The organism is Bradyrhizobium jicamae, assembly GCF_018130215.1.
GTDB lineage: Bacteria > Pseudomonadota > Alphaproteobacteria > Rhizobiales > Xanthobacteraceae > Bradyrhizobium > Bradyrhizobium jicamae_A.
In genome coordinates, this window is record NZ_JAFCKQ010000002.1 from 22,077 (window position 1) to 46,956 (window position 24,880).

General features: G+C 66.4%; 24 protein-coding genes and 1 riboswitch. Of the genes, 16 read left to right on the plus strand and 8 right to left on the minus strand.

Features of this window, described 5'->3' with window-relative positions; translation table 11 throughout:
- The first annotated feature begins 66 nt into the window (after positions 1 to 66).
- The gene (gene cbiB, locus JQ586_RS03150; protein ID WP_212393561.1) at positions 67 to 990 is read left to right on the plus strand and encodes an adenosylcobinamide-phosphate synthase CbiB; all 924 of its coding nucleotides are present in this window, start codon (positions 67 to 69) and stop codon (positions 988 to 990) included.
- Positions 991 to 1,001: 11 nt separating this feature from the next.
- The gene (gene cobD, locus JQ586_RS03155; protein ID WP_212393040.1) at positions 1,002 to 1,967 is read left to right on the plus strand and encodes a threonine-phosphate decarboxylase CobD; all 966 of its coding nucleotides are present in this window, start codon (positions 1,002 to 1,004) and stop codon (positions 1,965 to 1,967) included.
- An 8-nt stretch (positions 1,968 to 1,975) separates the two neighbouring features.
- On the opposite strand, the gene JQ586_RS03160 is transcribed toward cobD, so the two are convergent.
- Positions 1,976 to 3,424, minus strand: a complete 1,449-nt coding sequence (locus JQ586_RS03160; protein ID WP_212393041.1) for a cobyric acid synthase — start codon at positions 3,422 to 3,424, stop codon at positions 1,976 to 1,978.
- A gap of 15 nt (positions 3,425 to 3,439) precedes the next feature.
- A complete protein-coding gene (gene cobO / locus JQ586_RS03165; RefSeq protein ID WP_212393042.1) occupies positions 3,440 to 4,096 on the minus strand; it encodes a cob(I)yrinic acid a,c-diamide adenosyltransferase in 657 nt (218 codons plus the stop codon).
- A gap of 39 nt (positions 4,097 to 4,135) precedes the next feature.
- A riboswitch (cobalamin riboswitch) is annotated at positions 4,136 to 4,354 on the plus strand.
- 90 nt (positions 4,355 to 4,444) lie between these two features.
- Between cobO and JQ586_RS03170 the strand changes: the two genes are divergently transcribed.
- The 7 genes from JQ586_RS03170 to cobJ are packed head-to-tail and all read left to right on the plus strand — an operon-like array spanning position 4,445 to position 12,345.
- Positions 4,445 to 4,819 carry a DUF1636 domain-containing protein gene (locus tag JQ586_RS03170; RefSeq protein WP_212393043.1) on the plus strand — a complete coding sequence of 125 codons (375 nt, stop codon included), beginning with the start codon at positions 4,445 to 4,447 and terminating at the stop codon, positions 4,817 to 4,819.
- The gene (gene cobW, locus JQ586_RS03175) at positions 4,816 to 5,850 is read left to right on the plus strand and encodes a cobalamin biosynthesis protein CobW (protein ID WP_212393044.1); all 1,035 of its coding nucleotides are present in this window, start codon (positions 4,816 to 4,818) and stop codon (positions 5,848 to 5,850) included. Before JQ586_RS03170 ends, cobW begins: the two co-directional genes overlap by 4 nt.
- Positions 5,850 to 9,098, plus strand: coding sequence for a cobaltochelatase subunit CobN (gene cobN / locus JQ586_RS03180; protein ID WP_212393045.1), 3,249 nt, complete (start codon positions 5,850 to 5,852; stop codon positions 9,096 to 9,098). The genes cobW and cobN overlap by 1 nt, the downstream gene beginning before the upstream one ends.
- Positions 9,095 to 10,252, plus strand: coding sequence for a precorrin-3B synthase (gene cobG, locus JQ586_RS03185; RefSeq protein WP_212393046.1), 1,158 nt, complete (start codon positions 9,095 to 9,097; stop codon positions 10,250 to 10,252). The genes cobN and cobG overlap by 4 nt, the downstream gene beginning before the upstream one ends.
- Positions 10,252 to 10,881 (plus strand): precorrin-8X methylmutase, encoded by a 630-nt coding sequence (locus JQ586_RS03190; RefSeq protein ID WP_212393047.1) that lies wholly within the window; start codon positions 10,252 to 10,254, stop codon positions 10,879 to 10,881. The genes cobG and JQ586_RS03190 overlap by 1 nt, the downstream gene beginning before the upstream one ends.
- Before the next feature lies 1 nt (position 10,882).
- On the plus strand, positions 10,883 to 11,614 hold the full coding sequence (locus tag JQ586_RS03195; protein ID WP_212393048.1) for a precorrin-2 C(20)-methyltransferase: 732 nt from the start codon (positions 10,883 to 10,885) through the stop codon (positions 11,612 to 11,614).
- A complete protein-coding gene (gene cobJ / locus JQ586_RS03200; protein ID WP_212393049.1) occupies positions 11,611 to 12,345 on the plus strand; it encodes a precorrin-3B C(17)-methyltransferase in 735 nt (244 codons plus the stop codon). The genes JQ586_RS03195 and cobJ overlap by 4 nt, the downstream gene beginning before the upstream one ends.
- Here the strand turns inward: cobJ and JQ586_RS03205 are convergent.
- The gene (locus JQ586_RS03205; RefSeq protein WP_212393050.1) at positions 12,321 to 13,067 is read right to left on the minus strand and encodes a cobalt-precorrin-6A reductase; all 747 of its coding nucleotides are present in this window, start codon (positions 13,065 to 13,067) and stop codon (positions 12,321 to 12,323) included. The genes cobJ and JQ586_RS03205 overlap by 25 nt on opposite strands.
- Between JQ586_RS03205 and cbiT the strand changes: the two genes are divergently transcribed.
- The 7 genes from cbiT (at position 13,066) to JQ586_RS03240 (ending at position 19,607) form a co-directional block, all read left to right on the plus strand.
- Positions 13,066 to 14,247, plus strand: a complete 1,182-nt coding sequence (cbiT, locus tag JQ586_RS03210; protein WP_212393051.1) for a precorrin-6Y C5,15-methyltransferase (decarboxylating) subunit CbiT — start codon at positions 13,066 to 13,068, stop codon at positions 14,245 to 14,247. The genes JQ586_RS03205 and cbiT overlap by 2 nt on opposite strands.
- Complete coding sequence (locus JQ586_RS03215; RefSeq protein ID WP_212393052.1) at positions 14,244 to 14,612, plus strand: cobalamin biosynthesis protein; 369 nt, start codon at positions 14,244 to 14,246, stop codon at positions 14,610 to 14,612. Before cbiT ends, JQ586_RS03215 begins: the two co-directional genes overlap by 4 nt.
- Positions 14,609 to 15,391, plus strand: coding sequence for a precorrin-4 C(11)-methyltransferase (cobM, locus tag JQ586_RS03220; protein WP_212393053.1), 783 nt, complete (start codon positions 14,609 to 14,611; stop codon positions 15,389 to 15,391). The genes JQ586_RS03215 and cobM overlap by 4 nt, the downstream gene beginning before the upstream one ends.
- On the plus strand, positions 15,391 to 16,701 hold the full coding sequence (locus JQ586_RS03225; protein ID WP_212393054.1) for a cobyrinate a,c-diamide synthase: 1,311 nt from the start codon (positions 15,391 to 15,393) through the stop codon (positions 16,699 to 16,701). Before cobM ends, JQ586_RS03225 begins: the two co-directional genes overlap by 1 nt.
- Complete coding sequence (gene cobA, locus JQ586_RS03230) at positions 16,698 to 17,426, plus strand: uroporphyrinogen-III C-methyltransferase (protein WP_212393055.1); 729 nt, start codon at positions 16,698 to 16,700, stop codon at positions 17,424 to 17,426. Before JQ586_RS03225 ends, cobA begins: the two co-directional genes overlap by 4 nt.
- A 16-nt stretch (positions 17,427 to 17,442) precedes the next feature.
- The gene (cobF, locus tag JQ586_RS03235) at positions 17,443 to 18,192 is read left to right on the plus strand and encodes a precorrin-6A synthase (deacetylating) (RefSeq protein ID WP_212393562.1); all 750 of its coding nucleotides are present in this window, start codon (positions 17,443 to 17,445) and stop codon (positions 18,190 to 18,192) included.
- A gap of 122 nt (positions 18,193 to 18,314) precedes the next feature.
- Positions 18,315 to 19,607, plus strand: a complete 1,293-nt coding sequence (locus JQ586_RS03240) for an MFS transporter (protein ID WP_283815411.1) — start codon at positions 18,315 to 18,317, stop codon at positions 19,605 to 19,607.
- A 15-nt stretch (positions 19,608 to 19,622) separates the two neighbouring features.
- Here the strand turns inward: JQ586_RS03240 and JQ586_RS03245 are convergent, their stop codons facing one another.
- From JQ586_RS03245 to clpB, 5 genes are all read right to left on the minus strand, one after another.
- Positions 19,623 to 19,817 (minus strand): hypothetical protein, encoded by a 195-nt coding sequence (locus JQ586_RS03245; RefSeq protein ID WP_212393056.1) that lies wholly within the window; start codon positions 19,815 to 19,817, stop codon positions 19,623 to 19,625.
- 72 nt (positions 19,818 to 19,889) lie between these two features.
- Positions 19,890 to 20,705, minus strand: a complete 816-nt coding sequence (locus JQ586_RS03250) for a family 1 encapsulin nanocompartment shell protein (RefSeq protein WP_212393057.1) — start codon at positions 20,703 to 20,705, stop codon at positions 19,890 to 19,892.
- Positions 20,698 to 21,759 (minus strand): Dyp-type peroxidase, encoded by a 1,062-nt coding sequence (locus JQ586_RS03255; RefSeq protein WP_212393058.1) that lies wholly within the window; start codon positions 21,757 to 21,759, stop codon positions 20,698 to 20,700. Before JQ586_RS03255 ends, JQ586_RS03250 begins: the two co-directional genes overlap by 8 nt.
- 109 nt (positions 21,760 to 21,868) lie before the next feature.
- A complete protein-coding gene (locus JQ586_RS03260) occupies positions 21,869 to 22,141 on the minus strand; it encodes a DUF2171 domain-containing protein (protein ID WP_212393059.1) in 273 nt (90 codons plus the stop codon).
- Between the two features lie 84 nt (positions 22,142 to 22,225).
- A complete protein-coding gene (gene clpB / locus JQ586_RS03265; RefSeq protein ID WP_212393060.1) occupies positions 22,226 to 24,838 on the minus strand; it encodes an ATP-dependent chaperone ClpB in 2,613 nt (870 codons plus the stop codon).
- Between the last annotated feature and the right edge of the window lie 42 nt (positions 24,839 to 24,880).

Sequence of the window (24,880 nt, forward strand, 5' to 3'; positions counted from 1 at the left end):
TCGGCGCTCATTCTTGCGCAACAGGGCAAAGCCGGCGGGAGACTGCGCGTGGGATTTGCGGGAGCGATGGTGGTGGCGATGCTGGTGGACGCCCTGTTGGGGTGGCCCGCGCGCCTGTTCGCGCTTTTCGGTCACCCCGTGACCTGGCTCGGCCGGTTGATCAAGGGGCTGGACTCCAGCTGGAACCGGTCTTCAGATGCGTCGGCATTGCGGCGTGCCGCCGGTGCCGCTGCTGCGCTGTTGATGATCGCGCTGGCCGCGTCCATCGCTTGGGCGCTTCAGGCGCTGCTTGCTCCTGGATGGACGCGTATCGTCGTGGTCGGGCTGCTCGCCTGGCCGCTGGTGGCGTTGCGTTCGCTGTACGACCACGTGGCCGCGGTCGCGAATCCACTGCAAGCAGGGGATGTCGCGGGCGCGCGTTTGGCCGTCGCGCAGATCGTCGGCCGCGATCCCGCAACCCTCGACGAGGCCGGTATCGCGCGTGCGGCGATCGAGAGCCTCGCCGAGAATGCCTCAGATGGCATCGTGGCGCCGGTGTTTTGGGGGGCTGTGTTCGGTCTGCCCGGAATTGCAGCCTACAAGGCCATCAACACGCTCGATTCCATGATAGGTCACCGCACCGAACGGCACGAAGCCTTCGGCTGGGCGGCCGCGCGCGTCGATGACGTCGCGAATTTCATACCCGCGCGCTTCACCGGGATTCTTTTCGCGCTGCTGGGAGCGCGACCGTCGGACGCGGTCGCGTGCATGGCGCGCGATGCGGGCCGTCATCGCTCGATCAATGCCGGCTGGCCGGAAGCGGCCATGGCCGGCGCGCTCGGTGTACGGCTCAGCGGACCGCGCACCTACCATGGCAGCGTCTCGAACGAGCCCTGGCTGAATGAGGGCGCACGCGATCCGCGGGCCGCGGACATTCAGCAAGGACTGAAACTCTATCGCCGCGCCATGCTGCTGCTGGCCGGCGTGCTTGCTATGCTGGCTTTCGCATGAAGGAGAATGGCATGCGCGAGCATGGCGGGAACATCGATCTGGCCGTGCAGCATTTCGGCGGTCGCGCCGAGGACTGGATCGACCTGTCGACCGGAATCAACCGACAGCCTTATCCTATGGGTGAGGTGGCGCTCGGGCATTGGGCCAATCTGCCGTCGCGATCCGGGATCGATTCGCTTCACCGGGCCGCGCAGCAGGCCTACGCCACCCGCGCGCCGATCCTGGCGATAGGGGGCGCGCAGGCGGCGATTCAGCTGCTGCCGCAGCTTGCGGCGCGCGGCCGGGCCCGGATCCTTGCGCCGACCTATAACGAGTATGGGGCGGCTCTCGAGGCTGCGGGCTGGGAGGTGGCCGAGGTCTCCGATCTCGAAGAACTCGCCGGAGCCGATCTCGCCGTGGTCTGCAATCCCAACAATCCCGACGGAAGACGCCAGAGTGCAAGCGGGTTGCTCGCGCTCCTGCCGCGCGTCGGCCGGCTCGTGGTCGACGAAAGCTTTGCCGACGCCGTTGCCGGTCTGTCGGTCACGCCCGAGGCCGGTCGGCCGGGTCTCCTGGTCCTGCGATCGTTCGGAAAATTCTATGGTCTGGCCGGGTTGCGGCTCGGCTTTGTGCTCGGCCACGAGGCGGATATCGCAAGGCTGGCCGCAATGGCGGGTCCTTGGCCGATCTCGGGGCCTGCAATCGCGGTCGGACGGCGTGCATTGCTCGACCGCGATTGGGCCGATGCGACAATGCGGCGCCTCGACCGTGATAGCCTGCGCATGGATGCCGAGGTGCAATGGCAAGGCTGGCAACTCGTCGGAGGTACGCCGCTCTTCCGCCTCTATGACACCAGCGACGCATCGGCCGCTCAGGAAAAGCTCGGGCATCGTCAAATATGGTCGCGTGTCTTTGCACGAAACCGAGGGTGGCTGCGGCTCGGCCTTCCCGGCGACGAGACAGAGTGGTCGCGCCTTGCCGCAGCGCTCGGGCGTTGAACCTCTCCTCAGCGCGCCATCGCCAGCAAGCCTTCGACGTCGAGATGCGCGTCGATATGGTCTGCAAGCGCATCGAGCGCACCCTCGACCCTCGGGCGATAGCCCTGGTCTGTTGCCGGAATGTGCATCTGCGCAAGGAACGCCTTGCGAAAATTGTCCGACGTGAACAGGCCGTGCAGATAGCTGCCGTGCACCCGGCCGTCAGCGGAAATCGCTCCCTCCGGCGCACCGTCTATGCTGGCGAACGGCCGCGCGCGGTCCGGTCCGTCGGTATGGCCAATGTGAATCTCATACGCGTCGATCGGCTGGTCGGTGCGGGCGTGAACGGCCTTGGCGCGCGTCAGCGTCTTCTGGGCGCTCATGACCGTCTTGACGTCGAGAAGTCCGAGACCCGGCGTTTCTCCTGCCGGTCCCTCGATGCCGTCGGGATCCGCCACGCTGCTCCCAAGCATCTGGTATCCACCGCAGACACCGAGCACATGACCGCCGCGGCGGTGATGCGCGAGGAGGTCGATGTCCCAGCCCTGTGCGCGAAGGAACGCCAGATCGCCGCGGGTCGACTTCGAACCGGGAATGACGACGAGTCTGACGTCACCCGGAATCGCTTCCCCGGGGCGGACCATCACGAGATCAACCCCGGGCTCGAGCTTGAGCGGATCAAGATCATCGAAATTGGCAATCCGCGACAGCGCTAGGAACGCGATCCGGCATTGGCCCGGTTTGCGCGCATCGCCAAGTCCGAGCGCGTCCTCGGCAGGAAGCTCGTTCGCGCGGGAGAAATAGGGCAGCACGCCAAAGCCGCGCCACGAGGTCCTGGTCTCGATCAAGCGATAGCCGTCGTCGAACAGCGTCGGATCGCCACGGAACTTGTTGATGATGAAGCCGCGGATCATCGCGGCATCCTCCGGATCGATCACCGTCTTGATGCCGACGAGCTGCGCGATGACGCCGCCTCGGTCGATGTCGCCGACCACCACGACCGGTACGTCGGCCTTGCGGGCAAAGCCCATATTGGCGATGTCGGACTTGCGTAGATTGACTTCCGCAGGGCTGCCGGCGCCCTCGACGAGAACGAGATCGGCGCGCGTCTTCAGGCGACCGAAACTCTCGAGCACCGCCCCCATCAGCGACGGCTTCATCGCGGCATAGTCACGCGCCCGCGCGGTCGCTATCCTGCGTCCCTGCACGATGACCTGCGCGCCGATGTCGGTCTCCGGCTTCAGCAACACGGGATTCATGTCGGTGTGCGGTTCGACGCCGGCGGCGAGCGCCTGCAATGCCTGGGCGCGGCCGATCTCGCCACCATCGACGGTCACGGCCGCGTTGTTCGACATGTTCTGCGGCTTGAACGGAAGCACCCGTAAGCCGCGACGCGTGGCGGCGCGCGCCAGGCCCGCGACAATGAGCGATTTGCCCACGTCCGAGCCCGCTCCCTGGATCATCAACGCGCTTGCCATCGTATCGTCGCCGGATCAGAACTCGACGCCAGGCTGCGCCTTGATACCGGAGCGGAACGGATGCTTCACCAGCGTCATCTCGGTGACGAGATCGGCGATCTCGATCAACTCCTCCTTGGCGTTGCGCCCGGTCAGGACGACATGCGTCATCGGAGGCTTCGCTGATGTCAGGAAGTCGACCACTTCGGTGATGTCGAGATAGTCGTAGCGAAGGGCGATGTTGATCTCGTCGAGCACCACCATGCGCAAGGCGGGATCGGCGATCAGCTCCTTGGCCTTTTCCCAGCCGGCGCGGGCGGCGGCCACGTCGCGGGCGCGGTCCTGGGTTTCCCAGGTGAAGCCTTCGCCCATCGCGTGGAACTGGCAGAGGTCGCCGAAATGCGCGGTGAGCAGGCGCCGCTCGCCGGTATCCCATGCGCCCTTGATGAACTGTACCACCGCGCAGGGAAAGCCGTGCGCGACACAGCGGACGATCATGCCGAAGGCGGAGGATGATTTTCCCTTGCCGGCGCCGGTGTGGACGATGATGAGCCCCTTCTCGCCGCTCTTGGTCGCCATGATCCGATCGCGCGCGGCTTTCTTTTTTGCCATTTTCTCGGCGTGGCGCGCATCGGACGAAAGCTCGGAAATGACGACGTTCTCGCTGTCTGCGGCATCCCGTTCGGCGGTCATCTGGCGCGTCCTTTGGCTTGACAAGTTGCAGGCCAGAGCAAATGGTGGCCCGGCGTTGGTTCCTGTCCTACGACAGGCGAAGAGGGAATGCGATAGGGCACAAATCGCGAGATTTGGGCCCGAAAAGCAGCCGCCCCCGCGACCGTGACCGGAGAGATGCCCGAAGCCACTGGTCCCGAAAGGGATCGGGAAGGCGGGGATCGAAGGGAAAACCCTGCTCCGCAAGCCGGGAGACCTGCCAGCGCGATGTCAAGACCGGCGGACGGGGTGTTCCGCGACGGGGAAACGGGCTCGCTTCTCACGGGTTCGTGCGCCTCATCGCCTCCCGCTGTCTATCCTGGAAGGGCGATGACCGTCACACTTCACGTCTGTATTACCTGCCGTGCGGGCCAAACGCTGGAAGAGGGCGAGACCACGCCCGGTGCGCGGTTGCACGCCGCCATCCGCGACGCCGGCGTGCCCGATAGCGTCAACCTGGTTCCGGTCGAATGCCTGTCGGCCTGCAATCAAGGCTGCTCGGTCGCGCTCAGCGCGGCGGGCCGGTGGTCCTACGTCTATGGCCGCCTGTCGGAAGCCAACGCGCGCGACGTGATTGCCGGTGCGACAGCCTACGCGGCGGCACCTGACGGCATCGTGCCCTGGCGCAGCCGGCCCGAGATCTTCCGCAAGCAATCGCTTGCCCGCATTCCCCCTATTCCTGTCGTGCCGGAGGCCGCTGAATGAATACGCTCGCAAAAGTCCCGGTCACGGTCGTCACGGGGTTTCTCGGATCGGGCAAGACGACGCTGATCCGGCATTTGATCTCCAACGCCAACGGCAAGAAGCTCGCGGTGCTCGTCAATGAGTTCGGCAGCGAAGGTGTCGATGGCGAGATCCTGAAGTCCTGCGCCGATGCCAATTGTCCGGAGGAGAACATCGTCGAGCTCGCCAATGGCTGCATCTGCTGCACGGTGGCCGACGATTTCATTCCGGCGATGGAGCAGTTGCTCGCGCGTCGCGTGAGGCCCGACCATATCCTGATCGAGACGTCGGGGCTGGCACTGCCGAAGCCGCTGCTCAAGGCCTTTGACTGGCCCGAGATCCGTTCACGGATCACGGTCGATGGCGTGATCGCGCTGGCCGATGCGGAAGCTGTCGCGGCCGGGCGCTTCGCGCCCGATCCGGTTGCTGTCGATGCGCAGCGGGCGGCGGACGACAGTCTCGATCACGAGACGCCGCTGTCGGAGGTGTTCGAGGACCAGATCGCCTGCGCCGACATCGTGCTGCTCACCAAGGCGGACCTTGCCGGCTCGGCAGGGCTCGAGGCCGCCAAGGTCGCGATCGCGGCCGAGATGCCGCGCCGGGTACCGATGCTTCCCGTCACCGACGGTGCGGTGGACGCGCGCGTGATCCTCGGTCTCGAGGCGGCCGCGGAGGATGATCTCGCCGCGCGGCCGTCGCATCATGACGGCGAGGACGAGCATGAACACAATGATTTCGCCTCCGTGGTGATCGACCTGCCGGAGGTCGCGGATGTCGACGCACTGGTTGCGTCGGTGCAGCGGCTGGCGCGCGAGCAGAAGGTGCTGCGCGCCAAGGGCTACATCGCCGTCAATGGCAAGCCGATGCGGCTGCTCTTGCAATCGGTCGGTGAACGGGTGCGGCATCAGTTCGATCAGCCCTGGGGTGCGCGGACACGGCAATCGAAGCTGGTCGTGATCGGCGAGCATGGCGATATCGATGAGGCCGCGATCAGGGCAGGACTCGGTGTCTGATGCACGTTGTCTTTCGCGAGAGCCGCGGTCTTGAAGAGACTGCGACACCAAGGGACATCGGCCAGGACCCGGCCGATCTCGTGGTGCTCTCGTTCTCGGACAGCGATCTCGCCGCGTTCGCCTCCGGCTGGAGGCGCGGGCGCGCGGCCCTGCCGTCGCTGCGGCTCGCCAATCTCGCCGAGCTGCGCCATCCCCTGTCGGTCGACACCTATGTCGAGCGCACCCTGTCGCAGGCGCGCGGCATTCTGGTTCGCCTGATCGGCGGCGAGTCCTACTGGGCTTACGGATTGTCGGCGCTGCATCGGCTGGCGAAGGATCGCGCCATCGCGCTGGCGGTGCTGCCGGCGGACGGCCGTGACGACGAGCGACTGGATGCGTTCTCGACTTTGCCTGTCTCGACGCTCAGGCGTCTGAAGGTGCTCTGCGACAAGGGCGGCCCGATTGCGGCACAGGCTGCGATTGCCCAGCTGGCGCTGGCGTCGGGCCTTTATGCGGGGCCGGTCGTTGGCGAGACGGACATTCCCGAATTCGGGTTCTACGATCCCGATCGCGGAGTTGTCACGGCACCGCCCACCCCGGGCGACCGGCCGCACGCGCTGGTCACCTTTTACCGATCCTACCTCGCTGCTGCAGACACTGGCCCGGTCGATGCCCTGATCAGGGCGCTGCGGCTCAAGGGATTTGACGCGCATGGCATGTTCGTCACCTCGCTGAAGGCAGCAGGTGCAGCGGAATGGTTGAGGGCGCGTTTTGCGGAGTGCGCTCCGGCCGTCATCGTCAATGCGACGGCATTCTCCGCAGTCGGCGACGACGGAGTGACGCCGCTCGATGCCGCGTCCTGTCCGGTATTCCAGGTCGCGCTGTCGACGGCGCGGCGCGACGATTGGGCGGTGTCGATGCGCGGCCTGTCGCCGGGTGATCTCGCGATGCACGTGGTGCTGCCCGAGGTCGACGGTCGCCTGTTTGCCGGCGTGGTCAGCTTCAAGTCGGCGGCCGAGCGCGATGCTGATCTGCAATTCGCGCATCTTGCGCACAGAGCTGACGAGGAGCGCGTGAACGCAGTCGTCAGTCGCGTCGCGTCCTGGCACAGGCTTGCGATCACGCCCGCAGATCAGAAGCAGCTGGCGATCGTGCTCTCGAACTATCCTGGCCGCCCGCACCAGATCGCGCATGCCGTCGGTCTCGACGCACTCGCGTCGGTCGAAGCGCTGCTATCCGATCTCGACGCCGCGGGCTTCGATGTCGAGGCGAGTGGCGGTCTCGGCGACTTGCTGCTGTCCCAGCGACTGACCTGGAGCGTCGCCGATTATCGTGAAGCGCTGGCGACGCTTCCCGTGGAACTGCAGGACGACCTTGCGCTTGCCTGGGGTGCGCCGGAGGATGATCCGAGCTGCCGCGACGGCGCGTTTTGCTTTGCAGCGATCCGGAGCGGCAAATCCATCGTCGCCGTCCAGCCCGAACGCGGCGATGTCGGCATTCGGGACGCCGAATATCACGATCTCTCGCGCACGCCCCGCCACGCCTATGTCGCGTTCCATCTCTGGCTGAGGCGCCAGGGCATGGATGCCGTCGTCCACATGGGCGCGCATGGGACGCTGGAATGGCTCCCGGGCAAGTCCGTGGCGCTGTCATCCGCCTGCTGGCCGGAGGCGCTGATCGGGGATTTGCCGGTGATCTATCCGTTCATCGTCAACGATCCGGGCGAGGCCGCGCAGGCCAAGCGGCGCATCGGCGCGGTGACGCTGGGCCACCTGCCGCCGCCGCTGGCCAAGGTCGCATTGCCCGAGACGCTGCACCGGCTCGAACGCCTGCTCGACGAATATTCAACGGCCGATGGGCTTGATCCCGCGCGGCGGCAGCGGCTGATCGGCGCGATCCGCGACGAAGCACGCAGCGCGGGCCTCGAGGATGATCTCGGTCTTGCCGCCTCCGCCGCGCCGGGCGAAGCCATCACGCGCATCGATCGCTTCGTCTGCGATCTCAAGGAAAGCCAGTTCGGCGACGGCCTGCATGTATTCGGCCGCGGCGCGTGCGGCGAGGCGGAGACGGGCGCGCTTCTCGATGCGCTCGCCGGCAGGCGCGTTGCGCCTGGTCCTGCGGGCTCGCCCTATCGCGGACGCCGCGACGTGCTGCCGACCGGACGCAATCTGTTCGCGGTCGATCCGCGCGCGGTGCCCACGCCGTCGGCGCATGCCCAGGGCGTCAGGCTCGCGGAGGAATTGCTGCGTCGTCATCTCCAGGAGCATGGCGACTGGCCGAAGGGGCTCGTGGTCGATCTATGGGGCTCCGCGACCATGCGCACGGCCGGCGAGGAGTTTGCGATGGCCCTGCATCTTGCGGGGCTGGCGCCGCGCTGGGATCACGGATCCGGTCGTGTCGTGGGTTACGACATCGTAGCAACAGCGGAGCTCGGCCGTCCCCGCATCGACGTCACGCTTCGCGTGTCGGGCCTGTTCCGCGACGTCTTCGCAGGGCTGGCGCAATTGTTCGAAGCGGCGAGCGAGGCGCTGTCGGAGCGCGACGGTGAGGGCGAAGACAACCCCTACCGCCTTCGCGCAGCACGCGTGTTCGGTCCGCGCCCGGGGCAATATGGCGTCGGCATCGCATCGGCCCCGGACGTGTTCACACCGGAGTCACGCGAAGCGGCCGGCGAGGCCTGGCTGTCCGCATCGTCCTGGGCGTTCGCATCGGATGGCGAAATTCGATCCGACCGCGCGGGCATCGAGGCGCGGCTCGCCGCAGCTGATGCCTTCGTGCATGTCCAGGATATTCCCGAAACGGACCTGTTGCTCGCCGCAGACTATGCCGCGCACGAGGCGGGTGTGGCAGCGGCCGCGGCAGGGCTGGGCGCGCCGGCTCCGTCGCTCTACCATCTCGACGCCACGCGGCCCGACCAGCCACGCGCGCGCTCCCTGACCGAGGAGATCTCGCGCGTCGTGCATGCGCGAGCCGCCAATCCGGCCTGGATCGCCGGCATGATGCGCCACGGCTTTCGTGGCGCGGCGGAGATCACCGCGACGCTCGAGCATATGGCGGCCTTCGCGCACCTCGCCGACGCAGTACCGTCGCATCTGTTCGATCGCTATTTTGACGCGACTCTCGGCAGCGATGATGTTCGGACGTTCATGGCGCGAGAGAACCCGGCGGCGCTTGCGGCGATGGAGACCTGCTTCAACCGCCTGCATGAGGCCTCGCTCTGGAAAACCCGTCGCAATTCGATCGCGGCCGCCCTCCGGGAGGCGTCATGATGGCGGTCGCGATCAAGGGCTGGTGCCCAGGCGCCTTCCGACCGATGCAGTCGGGCGACGGGCTGGTGGTCCGCGTCCGCCCCTTTGGCGGACGGCTCGATGCGGAGCAGGCGGCGGGGCTTGCGGAATTGGCCGGGCGCTACGGCAACGGCCTGATCGATCTGACCAGCCGGGCCAATCTCCAGGTCAGGGGCGTCACGGACGAGAGATATCAGCCCCTGCTCGACGGGCTGGCGCAACTCGGATTGCTCGACCAGGATTCGGCAACCGAATCGCGGCGCAACATTCTGGTGACCCCGTTTTGGGAGCCTGACGACGAGACCCGTTCGCTAGCCGCCGAGCTCGAGCGCGCGCTCGCCGCCGTTGATCTCGATCTTCCGACCAAGTTCGGCTTTGCCGTCGATGACGGCAAAAAGCGCGTACTGGCCGATGCATCGGCCGACATCCGCATCGAGCGCGATGTCGCGGATGAACTGATCGTGCGCGCGGATAGGGCGGAGTTCGGCCGCCGGGTCGCGCGAACCGAGACCGTCGGCATCGCGCTCGCACTGGCCCAATGGTTCGTTGCCTCCGGAGGTGCCGGGCGAGGGCGCATGGCAGCTCATATCGGGGCCGGCGCAGGATTACCCCGGACACTGCGCGGCGATGCCGAGCCGGCGCCGATGGCGCGGGCAGCGCGTCCCGGCCTTTCTCCTCACGGTGCGATGGTCGGCGTTGCATTCGGACAGCTGCCCTATTCCGCGCTCAGCCGTCTCGCCGCGCACGCGCCGGCGCTGCGCATGACACCCTGGCGGATGATGCTGGTCGAGGATCAGCGCGAGATGCCGCGCGAGGCGGACCTCATCACCGACGCCGATGACCCGGCGCTTCGCGTGATCGCCTGCAGCGGTGCTCCGCGGTGCCGCGAGGCACTCGCCGACACGCGTAAGCTGGCGGCCACGCTCGCTCCGCACATTGACACCGATATGCGCCTCCACATCTCCGGCTGTGCCAAGGGCTGCGCCCATTCCGGTGCGGCGCCGGTCACGCTCGTTGCGACCCGTGATGGATTTGACCTGATCCGGAACGGCTCGACGCGGGACGTACCTGTCCGGCGCGGATTGAGTGGCGCCGACCTCGTCGCAATGCCTTCCCTTCTGCCGGGAGGGCGCTGATGCCCTACAGCTATGAGACCGACGGCGCGGCGATCTATCGTCAATCCTTTGCCACCATTCGTGACGAAGCAGATCTCGCGCGCTTCTCGCCAGAGGAGGAGCCGGTGGTCGTGCGCATGATCCACGCGGCGGGCATGGTGGGGCTCGAAGCGCATGTCCGCTTCACGCGGGGCATGGCGCGTGCGGCACGGGCCGCGCTGCGGGACGGTGCACCGATCCTGTGCGATGCACGCATGGTGTCGGAGGGAATAACGCGCAACCGGCTTCCTGCCGGCAATGCCGTCATCTGCACGCTCGGCGATCCCTCCGTGCCCGGGCTTGCACAATCGATGGCCAACACCCGCTCCGCCGCGGCGCTCGAGCTCTGGCGTCCGCACCTCAAGGGCGCCGTTGTCGCCATCGGCAATGCGCCGACGGCACTGTTTCATCTTCTCAACATGCTGGAGGACAACGATTGTCCGAAGCCGGCGGCGATCATCGGCTGCCCGGTCGGCTTTGTCGGCGCGGCTGAATCCAAGGCCGCGTTGATGGCCGATCCGCCGGCGCCGGCGCTGACGGTCGAGGGACGCCTCGGCGGCTCGGCGATAACAGTGGCCGCCGTCAACGCGCTGGCCAGCCGGAGCGAGTGAGATGGGGCGCATCATCTGCTGCGGCCTCGGGCCAGGCGATCCGGATCTGATGAGTGTGCGCGCCGATCGCGAGGTGCGCGCGGCGAGGCATGTGGCCTATTTCCGCAAGAAGGGCCGGCCGGGCCAGGCGCGGCGCATCGTCGACGGCATGCTCGCGGCCGACGTCAGCGAATATCCGATGGAATATCCCGTGACCACGGAGATCGCCTTCGACGATCCCAAATATGTCCGCCTGCTTTCCGGATTCTATGATGAGTGGGCGGAGCGGCTGGCGCGGCTCTCGCGCGCCGTCGACGTCGTCGTACTCTGCGAGGGCGATCCCTACTTCTATGGATCGTTCATGCATCTGTATGCCCGCCTGCAGGGGCGGGTCGAGATCGACGTGATCGCCGGCATTCCCGGCATGGTGGGCTGCTGGAATTCGGTCGGCCAGCCGATCGCGCTCGGCGACGACGTCACGACGGTGCTGATGGGCACGCTCGCGGAAGACGAACTGGAGCGGCGCATGCGCAATTCCGATGCGCTGGTCGTCATGAAGACGGGGCGAAATCTGGCGAAGGTCCGTCGCGCGCTTGCGTCCGCCGGCCGGCTCGCCGATGCGTGGCTGGTCGAGCGCGGCACCATGCCGGGTGAACGCGTCACCCGGCTGATCGACGTCGACAAATCCGACTATCCCTACTTTGCGATCGTGCTGGTGCACGGTCGGGGACGGCGCCTGGAGTCGGCCGAATGACGGGCTCGCTGACCGTCGCGGGACTTGGGCCGGGGGACGGCGCGCTGGTGACGCCCGAGGTGTCCGCCGCGCTCGCCGCCGCGACCGATATCGTAGGCTACGCACCTTATGTCACCCGCGTGCAGCCGCGCGACGGGCTCACGCTGCACCCGTCGGACAATCGCGTGGAGCTGCAGCGAGCAGGCGACGCGCTGCGGCTCGCCGCGGAAGGACGTCACGTCGTCGTGGTGTCCTCCGGCGATCCCGGCGTGTTCGCGATGGCCTCGGCGGTGTTCGAGGCGCTTGAAGCGGCTCCGCAATGGCAGGATCTTTCGATCCGGGTGCTGCCCGGAGTAACGGCGATGCTGGCTGCGGCGGCCCGAGCCGGAGCACCGCTCGGCCACGATTTTTGCGCGATCAATCTCTCCGACAATCTCAAGCCGTGGCCGATGATCGAGAAGCGTTTGCGGCTTGCCGCCGAAGCCGACTTCGCGATCGCGATGTACAATCCGCGCTCGGCCAGCCGGCCGGAGGGTTTCGAGCGCACGCTTGCGGTGTTGAGGGAGGCCGGCTGTGGCGAGCGCCTCGTGGTATTCGCGCGGGCGGTCAGTGCGCCCGACGAACGGATCGAGACGGTGCGGCTGAACGATGCGACACCTGAAATGGCCGACATGCGGACCCTGGTGATCGTCGGCAATTCGGCGACGCGCCGCGTTGGACGTTGGGTCTATGCCCCGAGGCACGCGCGATGACCGAGCCATCGCATGACATCAGCCACCCTTTCAACCCGCGGCCGATCCGGCAGCGCGGGCCGCGTGAGCATGATCACGGGAATACCGAGTTCCCGCGCCGCGTCAATCTTGGCGCGCGCGCCGCTGCCGCCGGAATTGCGGGCGACGATCCATTCGATGCCGCGCGACCGCATCATCTCCAACTCGCCGTCGAGCGTGAACGGGCCGCGCGAGACGAGAACGTCTGCGGCGAAGGGCAGCGCACCGTCGGGCGGATCGACAAACCTCAACGTATAGGCATGCTGCGGTCTGGTGCCGAATGGAGCGATATGCTGGCGCCCGATCGCAAGAAACACGCGGGCAGGGGTCTCGGGCAATGCGGCGACCGCCGAGGCGATATCCGCGACCTCGGTCCAGTGATCACCCTCAGTCCCATCCCACGGCGCTCGCTCGAGCGCGATCAGCGGCGTTCCCGTGACGGCACAGGCCGTCACCGCATTGCGGCTCATCTCGGCTGCAAAGGGATGGGTCGCGTCGACCACATGGGTGATTCGCTCGGAGCGGATGAAGTCGGCGAGGCCAACAGGTCCACCGAAGCCGCCGATGCGCGTCGGCAGCGGTTGGTCCGCAGGGATGCGGGTGCGGCCTCCGTAGGAATAGACCGCATCTATTCCCGCGCGCGCGATCGCGCCGGCGAGCAAATTGGCGTCCGCCGTTCCGCCCAGAATGAGGGCGCGCGTCATGGCTGATCCCTGGCTGACGATCATCGGTATCGGCGAAGATGGCCTTGCCGGCCTCTCCGAGGCAAGCCGAAAGGCACTTGCCGAGGCCGAAACCGTGTTCGGCGGCGAGCGGCATCTCGCGCTTGCAGGCGTGACCGGTCGCGGCCGTCCGTGGCCCGTGCCATTCGACGCGCAGAGCGTGCTGACCTGCCGCGGCCGGCCCACTGCGGTGCTGGCCTCGGGCGATCCGTTCTGGCACGGCGTCGGCGGAAGCCTTGCCGAGCAACTGCAGGCCGACGAGTGGGTCGCGCATTCCGCACCATCGACATTTTCATTCGTCGCAGCACGATTGGGCTGGCGCCTCGAAAACGTCATTTGTCTCGGACTTCATGCCGCGCCTTTCGAGCGCCTTGTGCCGCACCTCGCGCGAGGTGCGCAAGTCATCTGCCTGGTCCGCGACGGCAACGCGGCCGGCGACCTTGCGAAATGGCTGACTGACCGCGGCTGGGGTGCCTCGCCACTATGGGCCCTCGCGGCACTCGGCGGCCCGCACGAAATCGTCAGGCAACATCGCGCGGACAGCTTCGTTGCTCTGCCGAACGAGCGCCTGATCGCCGTGGCTTTCGAGGCGAGGGGATCGCAAGGTATCGCACGCAGCTCAGGCCTTGCCGACGATCTCTTCGCGCATGACGGCCAGATCACCAAGCGGCCGATGCGCGCGCTCGCGCTCTCGGCCCTCGCGCCGCGACCGGGCGAGCGATTGTGGGACATCGGTGCGGGCTCCGGCTCGATCTCCATCGAATGGGCCTTGTGCGGAGGGACGGCAATCGCCATTGAGGCGAGCGAGGATCGCGTTGCGAATATCCGCAGCAACATCGCAGCGTTCGGGATGTCGCATTGCATCACCGTCGTCGCGGGGGGCGCGCCGGATGCCCTCGCAGGTCTGGAGACACCGGATGCCGTGTTCATCGGCGGCGGCATGGACGCTGCGCTGTTCGATGCGGTCTGGTCGCGGAGCGCGCAAGGCGTGCGGCTGGTTGCGCATGCCGTAACGCTGGAGACCGAAGCGCTGCTCGCAGGGTTGCAGCAGCGTCATGGCGGAGACCTGATGCGGGTCGAGATCGCGCATTCGGGCGCGCTGGGCCGCTACCGATCCTGGGAGGCGGCACGGCCGGTCGTGCAATGGAGCGTGAGCAAATGAGGGTCGCCGGCCTCGGATTCAGGCGCGACGTTACGCTCGACTCGCTACGCGAGGCGCTGGTCTCGGCCGGGGGATCCGAAGGGCTCGCGGCTGTCGCAACCATCAGCGACCGGGCCGATACGGCGGCGCTGAAGCTCCTGGCACGCGAGTGCAACGTGCCGATCAAGGTTGTTCCCCGCGAAGCATTGGCAGGCATCGTGACGCCGACCCGGTCCACTCTCGTCCAGGCGAAGTTCGGTACGGGGTCGGTCGCCGAAGCGGCCGCACTCGCAGCCGCCGGCCGTCATGCACGACTGGTCTCGAGGCGCGCCGTGTCGCAGGATCGGATGGCGACCGCCGCGATCGCGGAAGGAGACGGCGAATGACCGTGCATTTCATTGGCGCCGGCCCGGGCGCCGCGGATTTGCTCACCCTGCGCGGCCGCGATCTGATCGCGGCCAGTCCGGTGTGCCTCTATGCCGGCTCGCTGGTGCCTGGGGGCGTGTTGGCGCATTGCCCGCCGGGCGCGCGCATCGTCAACACTGCGCCATTGTCGCTCGATGCAATCGTCGCCGAGATCGCTGCCGCGCATGCCGAGGGCAAGGATGTCGCGCGGCTGCATTCCGGTGATCTCTCGATCTGGTCGGCGATGGGTGAGCAGTTGCGGCGGCTGCGTGCGCTCGGGATTCCCTATAGCGTCACGCCCGGCGTGCCGGCCTTCGCGGCCGCGGCCGCGGCGCTCGAAGCCGAGCTTACATTGCCCGGTCTTGCGCAGACTGTCGTGCTGACGCGGACGCCGGGTCGGGCCAGCGCAGTGCCGGATGGCGAGCAGCTTGCGGCCTTCGCCGCCACCGGCGCGGTGCTCGCTATCCATCTGTCGATCCATCTGCTGGACAAGGTCGTCGCTGAACTTGCGCCGCATTATGGCGCAGACTGTCCAGTCGCGATCGTCTGGCGCGCGAGCTGGCCGGACCAGCGCATCCTGCGCGCAACGCTTGCCACCCTCGATGCTGCCGCCGGTACCGAACCCGAGCGTACTGCGCTGATCCTGGTCGGCCGGACGCTCGGCTCGGAGGAGTTTGCCGACAGTCGTCTCTACGCCGCCGACTATGACCGCCGCTATCGGCCGGTCGGGCCGGCGCCGCGCTTTCCGGATGCCTCGTGATGAGCGCGGGCCTTGTCATATCAGCGCCGGCCTCGGGCGCCGGCAAGACGACACTGACGCTGGCGCTGGCGCGCGCCTATCGCGACAGCGGATTGACCGTCCAGTGCTTCAAGAGCGGGCCCGATTATATCGATCCCGCCTTTCACGCCGCCGCCACGGGACGCGCTTCCGTCAATGTCGACAGCTGGGCCATGGACCGCGCGACGATCGAGCGCCTGGTCGCTCGCGGTGCGGATGCCGATCTCGTGCTTGCGGAAGGTTCGATGGGTCTGTTTGACGGCGTTGCCATGCGCGGCGTGTCGGGCACGGGCGCGACAGCCGATATCGCCGCGATGACGGGCTGGCCCGTGCTGCTGGTGCTCGATCCCTCCGGGCAGGCGCAGACGGCAGCCGCCGTCGCCGCGGGCCTTCGCGATTTTCGCGCGGGCGTCCGCCTTGCGGGCGTCGTGCTCAACCGTGTTGCCAGCCCGCGGCATGAGGATCTGGTGCGTCGCGCCATGGCGGACGCCGGCATCGCCGTGCTCGGTGCGCTGCCGCGCCACGCCGAGATCAGTCTGCCGAAGCGGCATCTCGGACTAGTGCAGGCGGAAGAGCAGACGGAGATCGCAGGCCTGATCGGCGAGGCCGCGCGCTTCGTCAGAGATCATGTCGATCTCGACGCGGTGCTGCGATCGGCGAGCCCGTGGTCGCCGCCATCGTCCGCGCGCGGACTTCGCGCCAATCCGCCCGGCCAGCGCATCGCGCTCGCGCGTGACGCGGCATTCTCGTTCGTCTATCCCCATATGCTCGAAGCCTGGCACGCCGCGGGCGCCGAGATCTCAATCTTCTCGCCGCTCGCCGATGAAGTGCCCAATGCCGGCGCCGACGTGTGCTGGCTGCCGGGCGGCTACCCCGAACTGCATGCCGGCCGGCTTGCCGCGAATACGCGGTTTCGCAGCGCGCTGTGCAGCTTCGCCGAGACCCGACCGGTGCATGGCGAATGCGGAGGATACATGGTGCTGGGCACGGCGTTGACCGATGCCGATGGCGCGCGGCATGAGATGGTGGGACTGCTCGGCCTCGAGACGAGCTTTGCCAAGCGCCGGATGCATCTGGGCTACCGGCTCGCCGAGCTTGCAGCGCCGGTGCCGGGATATCCGGCCGGCACACGCCTTCGCGGCCATGAATTCCACTATTCCACGATCATCGTGCAGCCGGATACTCCGCTGGCCGTCGTTCGCGACGCGACCGGTGCGGCGGTTGCAGAGACCGGCTCGCGGCGCGATAACACCACCGGCACATTTTTTCACCTGATTGCGGAGGATCGGTGAGCGGCTTCGTCTCCTTCATCTCCGCCGGCCCCGGCGATCCCGAGCTCCTGACGCTGAAAGGGGCTACACGGCTGCGCGAGGCCGACGTCGTGCTCTACGACGATCTGGCCTCCGGTGCGATGCTCGACCTGGCCAATCCCGGCGCCAATCTCGTCGCGGTCGGCAAGCGCGCGGGCCGTCCCTCGACCAAGCAGCAGCACGTCAATCGGTTGCTGGTTGACTATGCGGCGACGGGTGCGCGCGTGGTGCGACTGAAATCGGGCGATGCCGGGATCTTCGGCCGCCTCGAGGAGGAGATCGAGACGCTTCGCGCGGCCGACATCGCCTATGAGATCATTCCCGGTGTGACGTCCGCGTGTGCCGCGGCGGCGAAGGCCGGCATTCCATTGACCCGGCGCCACACCTCGCGCCGGGTCCAGTTCGTAACCGGCGCCGACGTCACCGGCGAGTTGCCATCAAACCTGAACTGGGCGGCGCTAGCCGATCCCGACGCGACGACCGTGGTCTATATGGGCAGGCGCACGTTTCCGGCCCTGGCTGCACGGTTGATCGAGCACGGCCTTGCTCCGGACACGCCTGCGCTGCTCGCGGAATCTTTGGGACGATCCGATGAGCGGCTGTTCCGCGCGACGATCACCGAGCTTGCCGAGCAGCTTGCGCATGCTGAAGGCGCAACAACGGCGGCCGTGATCCTGTTCGGCGCGTTGGCGGGAGATCATGACTGATGACGTCGATCATCCGATGCTGACGCTGTCCCTGATAGGCATCGGCTGCGGCGATCCTGAGCAGATCACCCTGGCCGCGATCCGCGCCATCAACGCCGCGGATCTTGTCCTGATCCCGCGCAAGGGGCGCCAGAAGTCCGACCTTGCCGAGTTGCGCCGGATGATCTGCGCGGATGTTCTCACCAACGAGAAAACCCGTATCGCGGAGTTTGATCTGCCGGCGCGCGATGCGGGTGAGGCTGACTACCACAAGGGCGTTGACGATTGGCATGATGCGGTCGCCGCAACCTGGTCACGGGCGATCGAGCGTCATCTCGGCGGCGAGGGACGCGTTGCGCTGCTGATCTGGGGCGATCCTTCTCTCTATGACTCTTCCCTGCGGATCGCGCGACGGCTGAATCCGATGCCTGCGATCGACGTGATCCCGGGCATTACGTCGATCCAGGCGCTGTGCGCTGCGCACGCGCTGCCGCTGAACGAGATCGGAGAGCCGTTTCTGGTCACGACGGGACGACGGCTGCGCGAGGGAGGCTGGCCATCCGGCGCTGACACCGTGGTCGTGATGCTCGACGGCGGCACCGCATTCGAGTCGCTTGATCCGGCAGGGATACGGATCTGGTGGGGGGCCTATCTCGGCATGCCCGATCAGATCATCGTGTCGGGAGCGCTCGCGGATGTTGGCCCGCGAATTGCCGCCGTCCGGCAGGAGGCGCGCGCGCGGCATGGCTGGATCATGGATAGCTACGTGCTCAAGCGCAATCTCTGACGCGTGGGACCCGGATTCAAGATGCGCGTTGTCGGGCAAGACACGTGTCTGTGCCGCGCCTTGCCTAACGTCGCCGGAGCATCGATACTGCCAGGTGAAACAGGCGCGCGGGGAACCGAGATTTGTCGCCGGCTCTCGAAGGTAGAGACGAGTTCAACGTCACGCGCGCCGCATTTGCCGCAACCATCGGCAACATGCTCGAATTCTACGATTTCATCACCTACAGCTTCTTTGCGATCGAGATCGGACACACTTTCTTTCCTGCGCAAAGCGAATATGGCAGCCTGATGCTGTCGCTGGCGACGTTCGGTGCCGGCTTCGTGACGCGGCCGATCGGCGGCGTCGTGCTCGGCATCTTCTCCGACCGCGTCGGCCGGCGACCCGCGATGCTGCTTAGTTTCGCGTTGATGGGCGCCGCGATCCTGACCATCGCACTCACGCCCTCCTATGCCGCGATCGGCGTCGCGGCGCCGATCGTCGTGATCGCCGCGCGAATGGTGCAGGGCTTTGCGCTTGGCGGCGAGGTCGGTCCGACCACAGCCTATCTGATCGAGATCGCCTCGCCGAGGCGTCGCGGCGTGGTCGTGGCGTGGCAGCCCGCAAGCCAGGAGATCGCAGCTACCACAGGCGCCCTGGTCGGCGTGATCCTGAGCAGCGTGATGTCGCCGGAGATGCTCCAGACCTATGGCTGGCGCCTCGCATTTCTGATCGGCGCCGTCTGCCTGCCGTTCGGCCTGTGGATGCGCCGAACCCTGCCGGAGACGATTTCGCATGGCGAGCGCGCGGCCGGAAGCGCAGAGAGTTCGAGCCATGTCGCGCTGGCACGCCGGCATGTCCGCGTGATCGTGCTGGCGCTGATGATCCTCGCCAGCGGCACGATCTCGACCTATGTGACGCAATATATGACGACCTACGCCAAGACCACGTTGCACGTCTCGTCGTCCCTGGCATTCACCGTATCGCTGGTGAGCAATGGCTTGCAGATCATTGGTGCGGTGTTCGGCGGCTGGCTGGCCGATCGGTTCGGACGCAAGCCGATCATGTTCTGGCCGCAACTGGTCGTGCTCGTGCTGACCTATCCGGCCTTCCTCTGGATCGTGCAGGCGCCCGGGGCGTGGTCGCTGCTGTTCGGCTTCGGCATCCTGTCGTTCATCGGCTCGCTGCCGTTCACGGCGTTCTATGCGGCTTTCACCGAAGCATTGCCGCAGAACATTCGGGGCGGCGTATTCGCCACGATCTACGCCGTCGCGATCGCGACCTTCGGCGGAACGGCGCAGCTCGTGGTCACGTGGTTGCTGCACGTGACGGGCGATCCGCTGGCGCCGTCCTGGTATTTGCTGCTCGCGGCGACCGTCGGCCTCATCGCCATGGGCCTGATGCCGGAGACCGCTCCGGTCAAGGTCGGCGAGAGGTGAGCGCGGCGAAGGCGCTCAATCCATGTCGCGAAAGGCGTGTCCGTTGGCTTCGATCTCTTTCACGATCTTCGGCGGCAGGTTGGCCTGCGTCGCGGTGCCGTCGAACACCCAGTCCTTGCTGTCGGCGAGATCGGGAACACCTGCGCCCTTGCGGACATAGAGACCGATCGATGACTTCTTCGCGTTGATGTAGAGATCGTATTCCTGCATTGAACGACTCCTCTTCATACACTTGACGGCTCGCCCCTCGATGGCTGAAGCAGGTCTTGATACTGTCGGCCGTCAGGCAGGCTTCTTCGCATCCTTCGCGAGCGCCACCGACGCCTCGCTTGTCAGCATCAGGAAGGTGATGGTCTCCTGGAAGTAGAGCTGGACCGACGCCGCCGTGTGGCTGAGATAGCCGATCGAGAGGTCCTGACCTATCGTGAGCTGGAAGTCGCCGCCGCGGGTGGTCAGCACGACGCCACCTTCGATCGCCGGCGCCCAGATGATCTTTCCGTCGAGGAGGCGCTGGATGTGTTGCAGCACCGGATATCCGTCGTCCGTGGCGCCGCCGATGGCGGTGTACGGCTCGGTGCCGAGCAGCAGCGTGTAGGGTCCGTTGACGCCGGCCAGCCGCAACTGGCTCACCGCCTGTGCGACCACGCCGGGATATCCCTTCACGCTCGGTGGCAAGGTCAACACCGGGTTGCTGGTGCCCTGGCGAATGCCCTGGATGCCTGCGGCCGCGTATCCATCGAATACCGCACGGTCCTCGGCGAAGGCGATCTTGCGCGCGGCGTCCTTCAGCGGATCCCAGTCGGAATCGTTGGAGCCGCGCTCGACATCATCGATGGCCTTGCGGCTGAGCTCGAACGGAACGCGCAACTCGACGAGGGCCCGGACGTCGCGCTGCGTGGCCTCGACCCCGTCGCCCGGTGTCGCGATCTTCTTCAAATGGCCGGTGCCAACCGCGGAAAAATCCGTGCCCCTGGGGCCGTCGACGTCAACGACGCGACGCGCCGCCAGATGCCGCTTGAGCGTACGCGAGGCTTCCTCTTCGATCTGGGCCCATGCTGCTTCCGAGATGGGGGCGAGTCCCCGATGAAGGTTATTCATGTCCAGCCTCTCCTTTCAGTGAGCCGATCCCGAGCGAGCCATCGGACGGCGGTATTCTTTGTGTCGGCGTGTTGTCGGCCTGATCGTCGTCGGGTGACGGGTCGGCGGGCGGCGGGGCTGGTCCTGCGCTCGCGGCATCCTCGAGGAATGTCGCCGACGGCACGAAATACAGCGTGCCGGTCACGGCGCGGCTGAAATCGAGCAGGCGGTCGTAATTGCCGGGCGGGCGGCCGACGAACATGTTCTCCAGCATCTGCTCGATCCGGTGCGGCGACCTGGCATAGCCGATGAAATAGGTGCCGAACTCGCCCTTGCTGACGCTGCCGAACGGCATGTTGTCCCGCACGATGTCGAGTTCCTCGCCATTCTCCACGATCGTGGTGAGGGCATTGTGCGCGTAGCTCGGCTTCACGGCATCATCCAGCTCGATGTCGGACAGCTTGGTGCGGCCGATGATCTTCTCCTGCATCTCGACCGGCAGTTCGTTCCACTTTGTCATGTCGTGGAGGTACTTCTGTACGATCACATAGCTGCCGCCGGCAAAGGCGGCATCCTCGTCGCCGATCATGGTGGCATCGATTGCGGCCTGGTCCTCCGGATTCTCCGTGCCGTCGACGAAGCCGAGCAGGTCGCGCTCATCGAAATATTTGAAGCCGTGCACCTCGTCCGACGTGCCGACCGCGTCACCAAGCCGCGTCATGATCTGGGTCGCGAGCTCGAAGCACAGGTCCATCGGTACGGCGCGGATGTGGAACAGCAGATCGCCCGGTGTTGCGACAGCGTGATGAACGCCATGGATCTCGCGGAACGGGTGCAGACCCTTCGGCTTGGGGACGCCGAACAATCGATCCCATGCGTCCGATCCGATCCCCATGACGCATGACAGCCGGCCTTCAAGGTCGCGGAAGCCCACCGCGCGTATGAGTGCGGCCAGATCGCCGCACAGCGCGCGCACGACCGGGTCATGGGCCGGATCGGGCTTGATCGTGACGGCAAGGAAGATGGCGGCGCGCGTCAGCTTCGCAGCGACCGGTTGCGGGACGGCTGATGGCACGCATCTCTCCTTACTGAACTGCTATTGCACGACGACCGAGAGCAAGGGCAGATCGCCCGGCGGACACCGGAGACAGGAGAGGAGCATGCAACCGGCACCTTTACAAGGGCTAGGCTTCAGCGGAAGGACCGGTCGGCTTTCCGGATTTCTCTTCCTCGAGCGTCACGGCAATTGCGGCAACGGCTGACAGCCGAACCTTTGAGCCTTCGACGCCGGCGACGAAGCCGAGCTCGATGTAGTGATGATGCCCCTTGTGGAGCCCTTCGCCGCTGTCGCTCTTCTTGAGCTTGATGCGATTGCTCTCGACGCGATCGACCGTGCCGATATGCACGCCGTCGGCGCCGATCACCTCCATGCCGCTCCTGATGTTCGGGTTTGACATCGCATCCTCCCTGGTTGAAGGCCTGCCAGCATATGACGATCGGCAGACGACGCGACAATGACACGGCGCAGTGTCGGCGATATTCTATGCCTGCTCGAATTCGTCCGCCGATGCTGTGTCCGGCTTCTTGCCGTTGAAGGTCAGGCCGGCCCTGGTTGCCGAGATCTTCACCTGCGAGCCGTCACGTACGTCGCCGGCGAGGATCATTTCGGCCAGCGGGTCCTGCACGCTGCGCTGGATCACGCGCTTGAGCGGGCGGGCGCCAAAAGCCGGATCCCAACCCTTGTCCGCCAGCCAGTCCCGCGCTTTCGGGTCGAGCTCCAACTCGATCTTGCGGTCATCAAGCAGTTTCCGCAGGCGCGCGAACTGGATCTCGACGATCCGTCCCATCTCGCTCTTCTGCAGTCGATGGAACAGGATGATCTCGTCGATACGGTTGAGGAATTCGGGGCGGAAGTGCGCGCGCACCATGTTCATCACCTGGTCGCGCACCACGCTGGTATCCTGGCCCTCCGGCTGGTTGACGAGATATTCCGCGCCGATGTTCGACGTCATGATGATCAGCGTGTTGCGGAAGTCGACGGTGCGGCCCTGTCCGTCGGTCAGGCGGCCGTCATCCAGCACCTGCAGCAGGACGTTGAAGACATCGGGATGCGCCTTCTCGATCTCGTCGAACAGCACGACCTGGTACGGCCGCCGCCGCACCGCCTCGGTGAGCGCGCCGCCCTCGTCGTAGCCGACATAGCCGGGAGGCGCGCCGATCAGCCGCGCGACCGAGTGCTTCTCCATGTATTCGGACATGTCGAGGCGGATCATCGCGGTCTCGTCGTCGAACAGATATTCGGCAAGCGCCTTTGCCAATTCGGTCTTGCCGACGCCGGTCGGGCCCAAAAACATGAAGGAGCCGATCGGACGGTTGGGGTCCTGCAGGCCGGCGCGGGCCCGGCGGACCGCGGTCGACACGGCGCGAACCGCCGGGGCCTGGCCGACGACGCGCTTGCCAAGCATCTCTTCCATGCGCAGCAGCTTGTCCTTTTCGCCTTCCAGCATCTTGTCGACCGGCACGCCGGTCCAGCGCGACACCACCTGCGCGATATTGTCGGCGGTCACGGTCTCGCTGGCCGACGAGGTCTCGCTGGCCTCGACCGCGGCGAGCTTCTTCTCGAGTTCGGGAATGCGGCCATAGGCCAGTTCGCCTGCCTTCTGGAACTCGCCCTTGCGCTGCGCATTGGCGAGCTCGGTTCGAAGCTGTTCGAGCTCGCTCTTCATCTTCTGCGCATCGGAGAGCTTGCTCTTCTCGGCCCGCCATTTCGACGTCATGTCGGCCGACTTCTTTTCCAGGGCGGCGAGATCCGTCTCCAGCGTCTCCAGGCGGCTCCTGGAGCCGCGATCGGTCTCCTTCTTCAGCGCTTCCTGTTCGATCTTCAGCCGGATGATTTCGCGATCGAGCGTATCCAGCTCTTCCGGCTTGGAATCGACCTGCATCTTCAGCCGCGCCGCCGCCTCGTCCATCAGGTCAATGGCCTTGTCGGGCAGGAAGCGGTCGGTGATGTAGCGGTTCGAGAGTGTCGCGGCGGCGACCAGCGCAGAGTCGGCGATCCGGACGCCGTGATGCTGCTCGTATTTGTCCTTCAGGCCACGCAGGATCGAGATCGTGTCCTCGACCGTCGGCTCCGAGACGAACACCGGCTGGAAGCGCCGGGCCAGCGCGGCATCCTTCTCGACATGCTTGCGATATTCATCCAGCGTGGTCGCGCCGATGCAGTGCAGCTCGCCGCGGGCGAGTGCCGGTTTCAGCAGGTTGGACGCATCCATCGCGCCGTCGGCCTTGCCGGCGCCGATCAGCGTGTGCATCTCGTCGATGAACAGGATGATGCCGCCCTCGGCTGACGTTACCTCCTGCAGCACGGCCTTGAGCCGTTCCTCGAACTCGCCGCGATATTTTGCGCCGGCGATCAGCGCACCGAGATCGAGCGCGAGCAGCGCCTTGTCCTGCAGGCTTTCCGGAACGTCGCCATTGACGATGCGCAGCGCGAGGCCCTCGACGATCGCGGTCTTGCCGACGCCGGGCTCGCCGATCAGCACGGGATTGTTCTTGGTCCGCCGCGACAGCACCTGGATGGTGCGGCGGATCTCCTCGTCGCGGCCGATCACCGGATCGAGCTTGCCGTCGCGCGCCGCCTGCGTGAGATCGCGGGCATATTTCTTCAGTGCGTCATAGGCATTCTCCGCCGATGCGCTGTCGGCGGTGCGGCCCTTGCGCAGCGCATTGATGGCGGCGTTGAGATTCTGCGGATTGACGCCGCCCCGGGCCAGCAACCTGCCCGCCTCGCTGTCCTTGTCGGCGGCGAGCGCCTGCAGCAGCCGCTCGACGGTGACGAAGCTGTCGCTGGCCTTCTCGGCCGCCTGTTCGGCCGCAGTGAAGAGGCGCGCGGTCTCGGGCGCGAGATAAATCTGTCCCGAGCCGGCGCCGCTGACTTTCGGCAGCTTTGCGAGCGCCTCCTCGGTCGCCTTCAGGATCGCGCGCGAGTTGCCGCCCGAACGGTCGATCAGGCCACCGGCCAGGCCTTCGCTGTCGTCGAGCAATACCTTCAGGATATGGAGCGGCGTGAACTGCTGATTTCCCTCGCGCATCGCGAGCGATTGTGCCGATTGGATGAAGCCGCGCAGGCGATCTGTGTATTTTTCTACGTTCATCGTCGCACCTCAAGGCAACAACGCGGTCAGACGATCTGCATC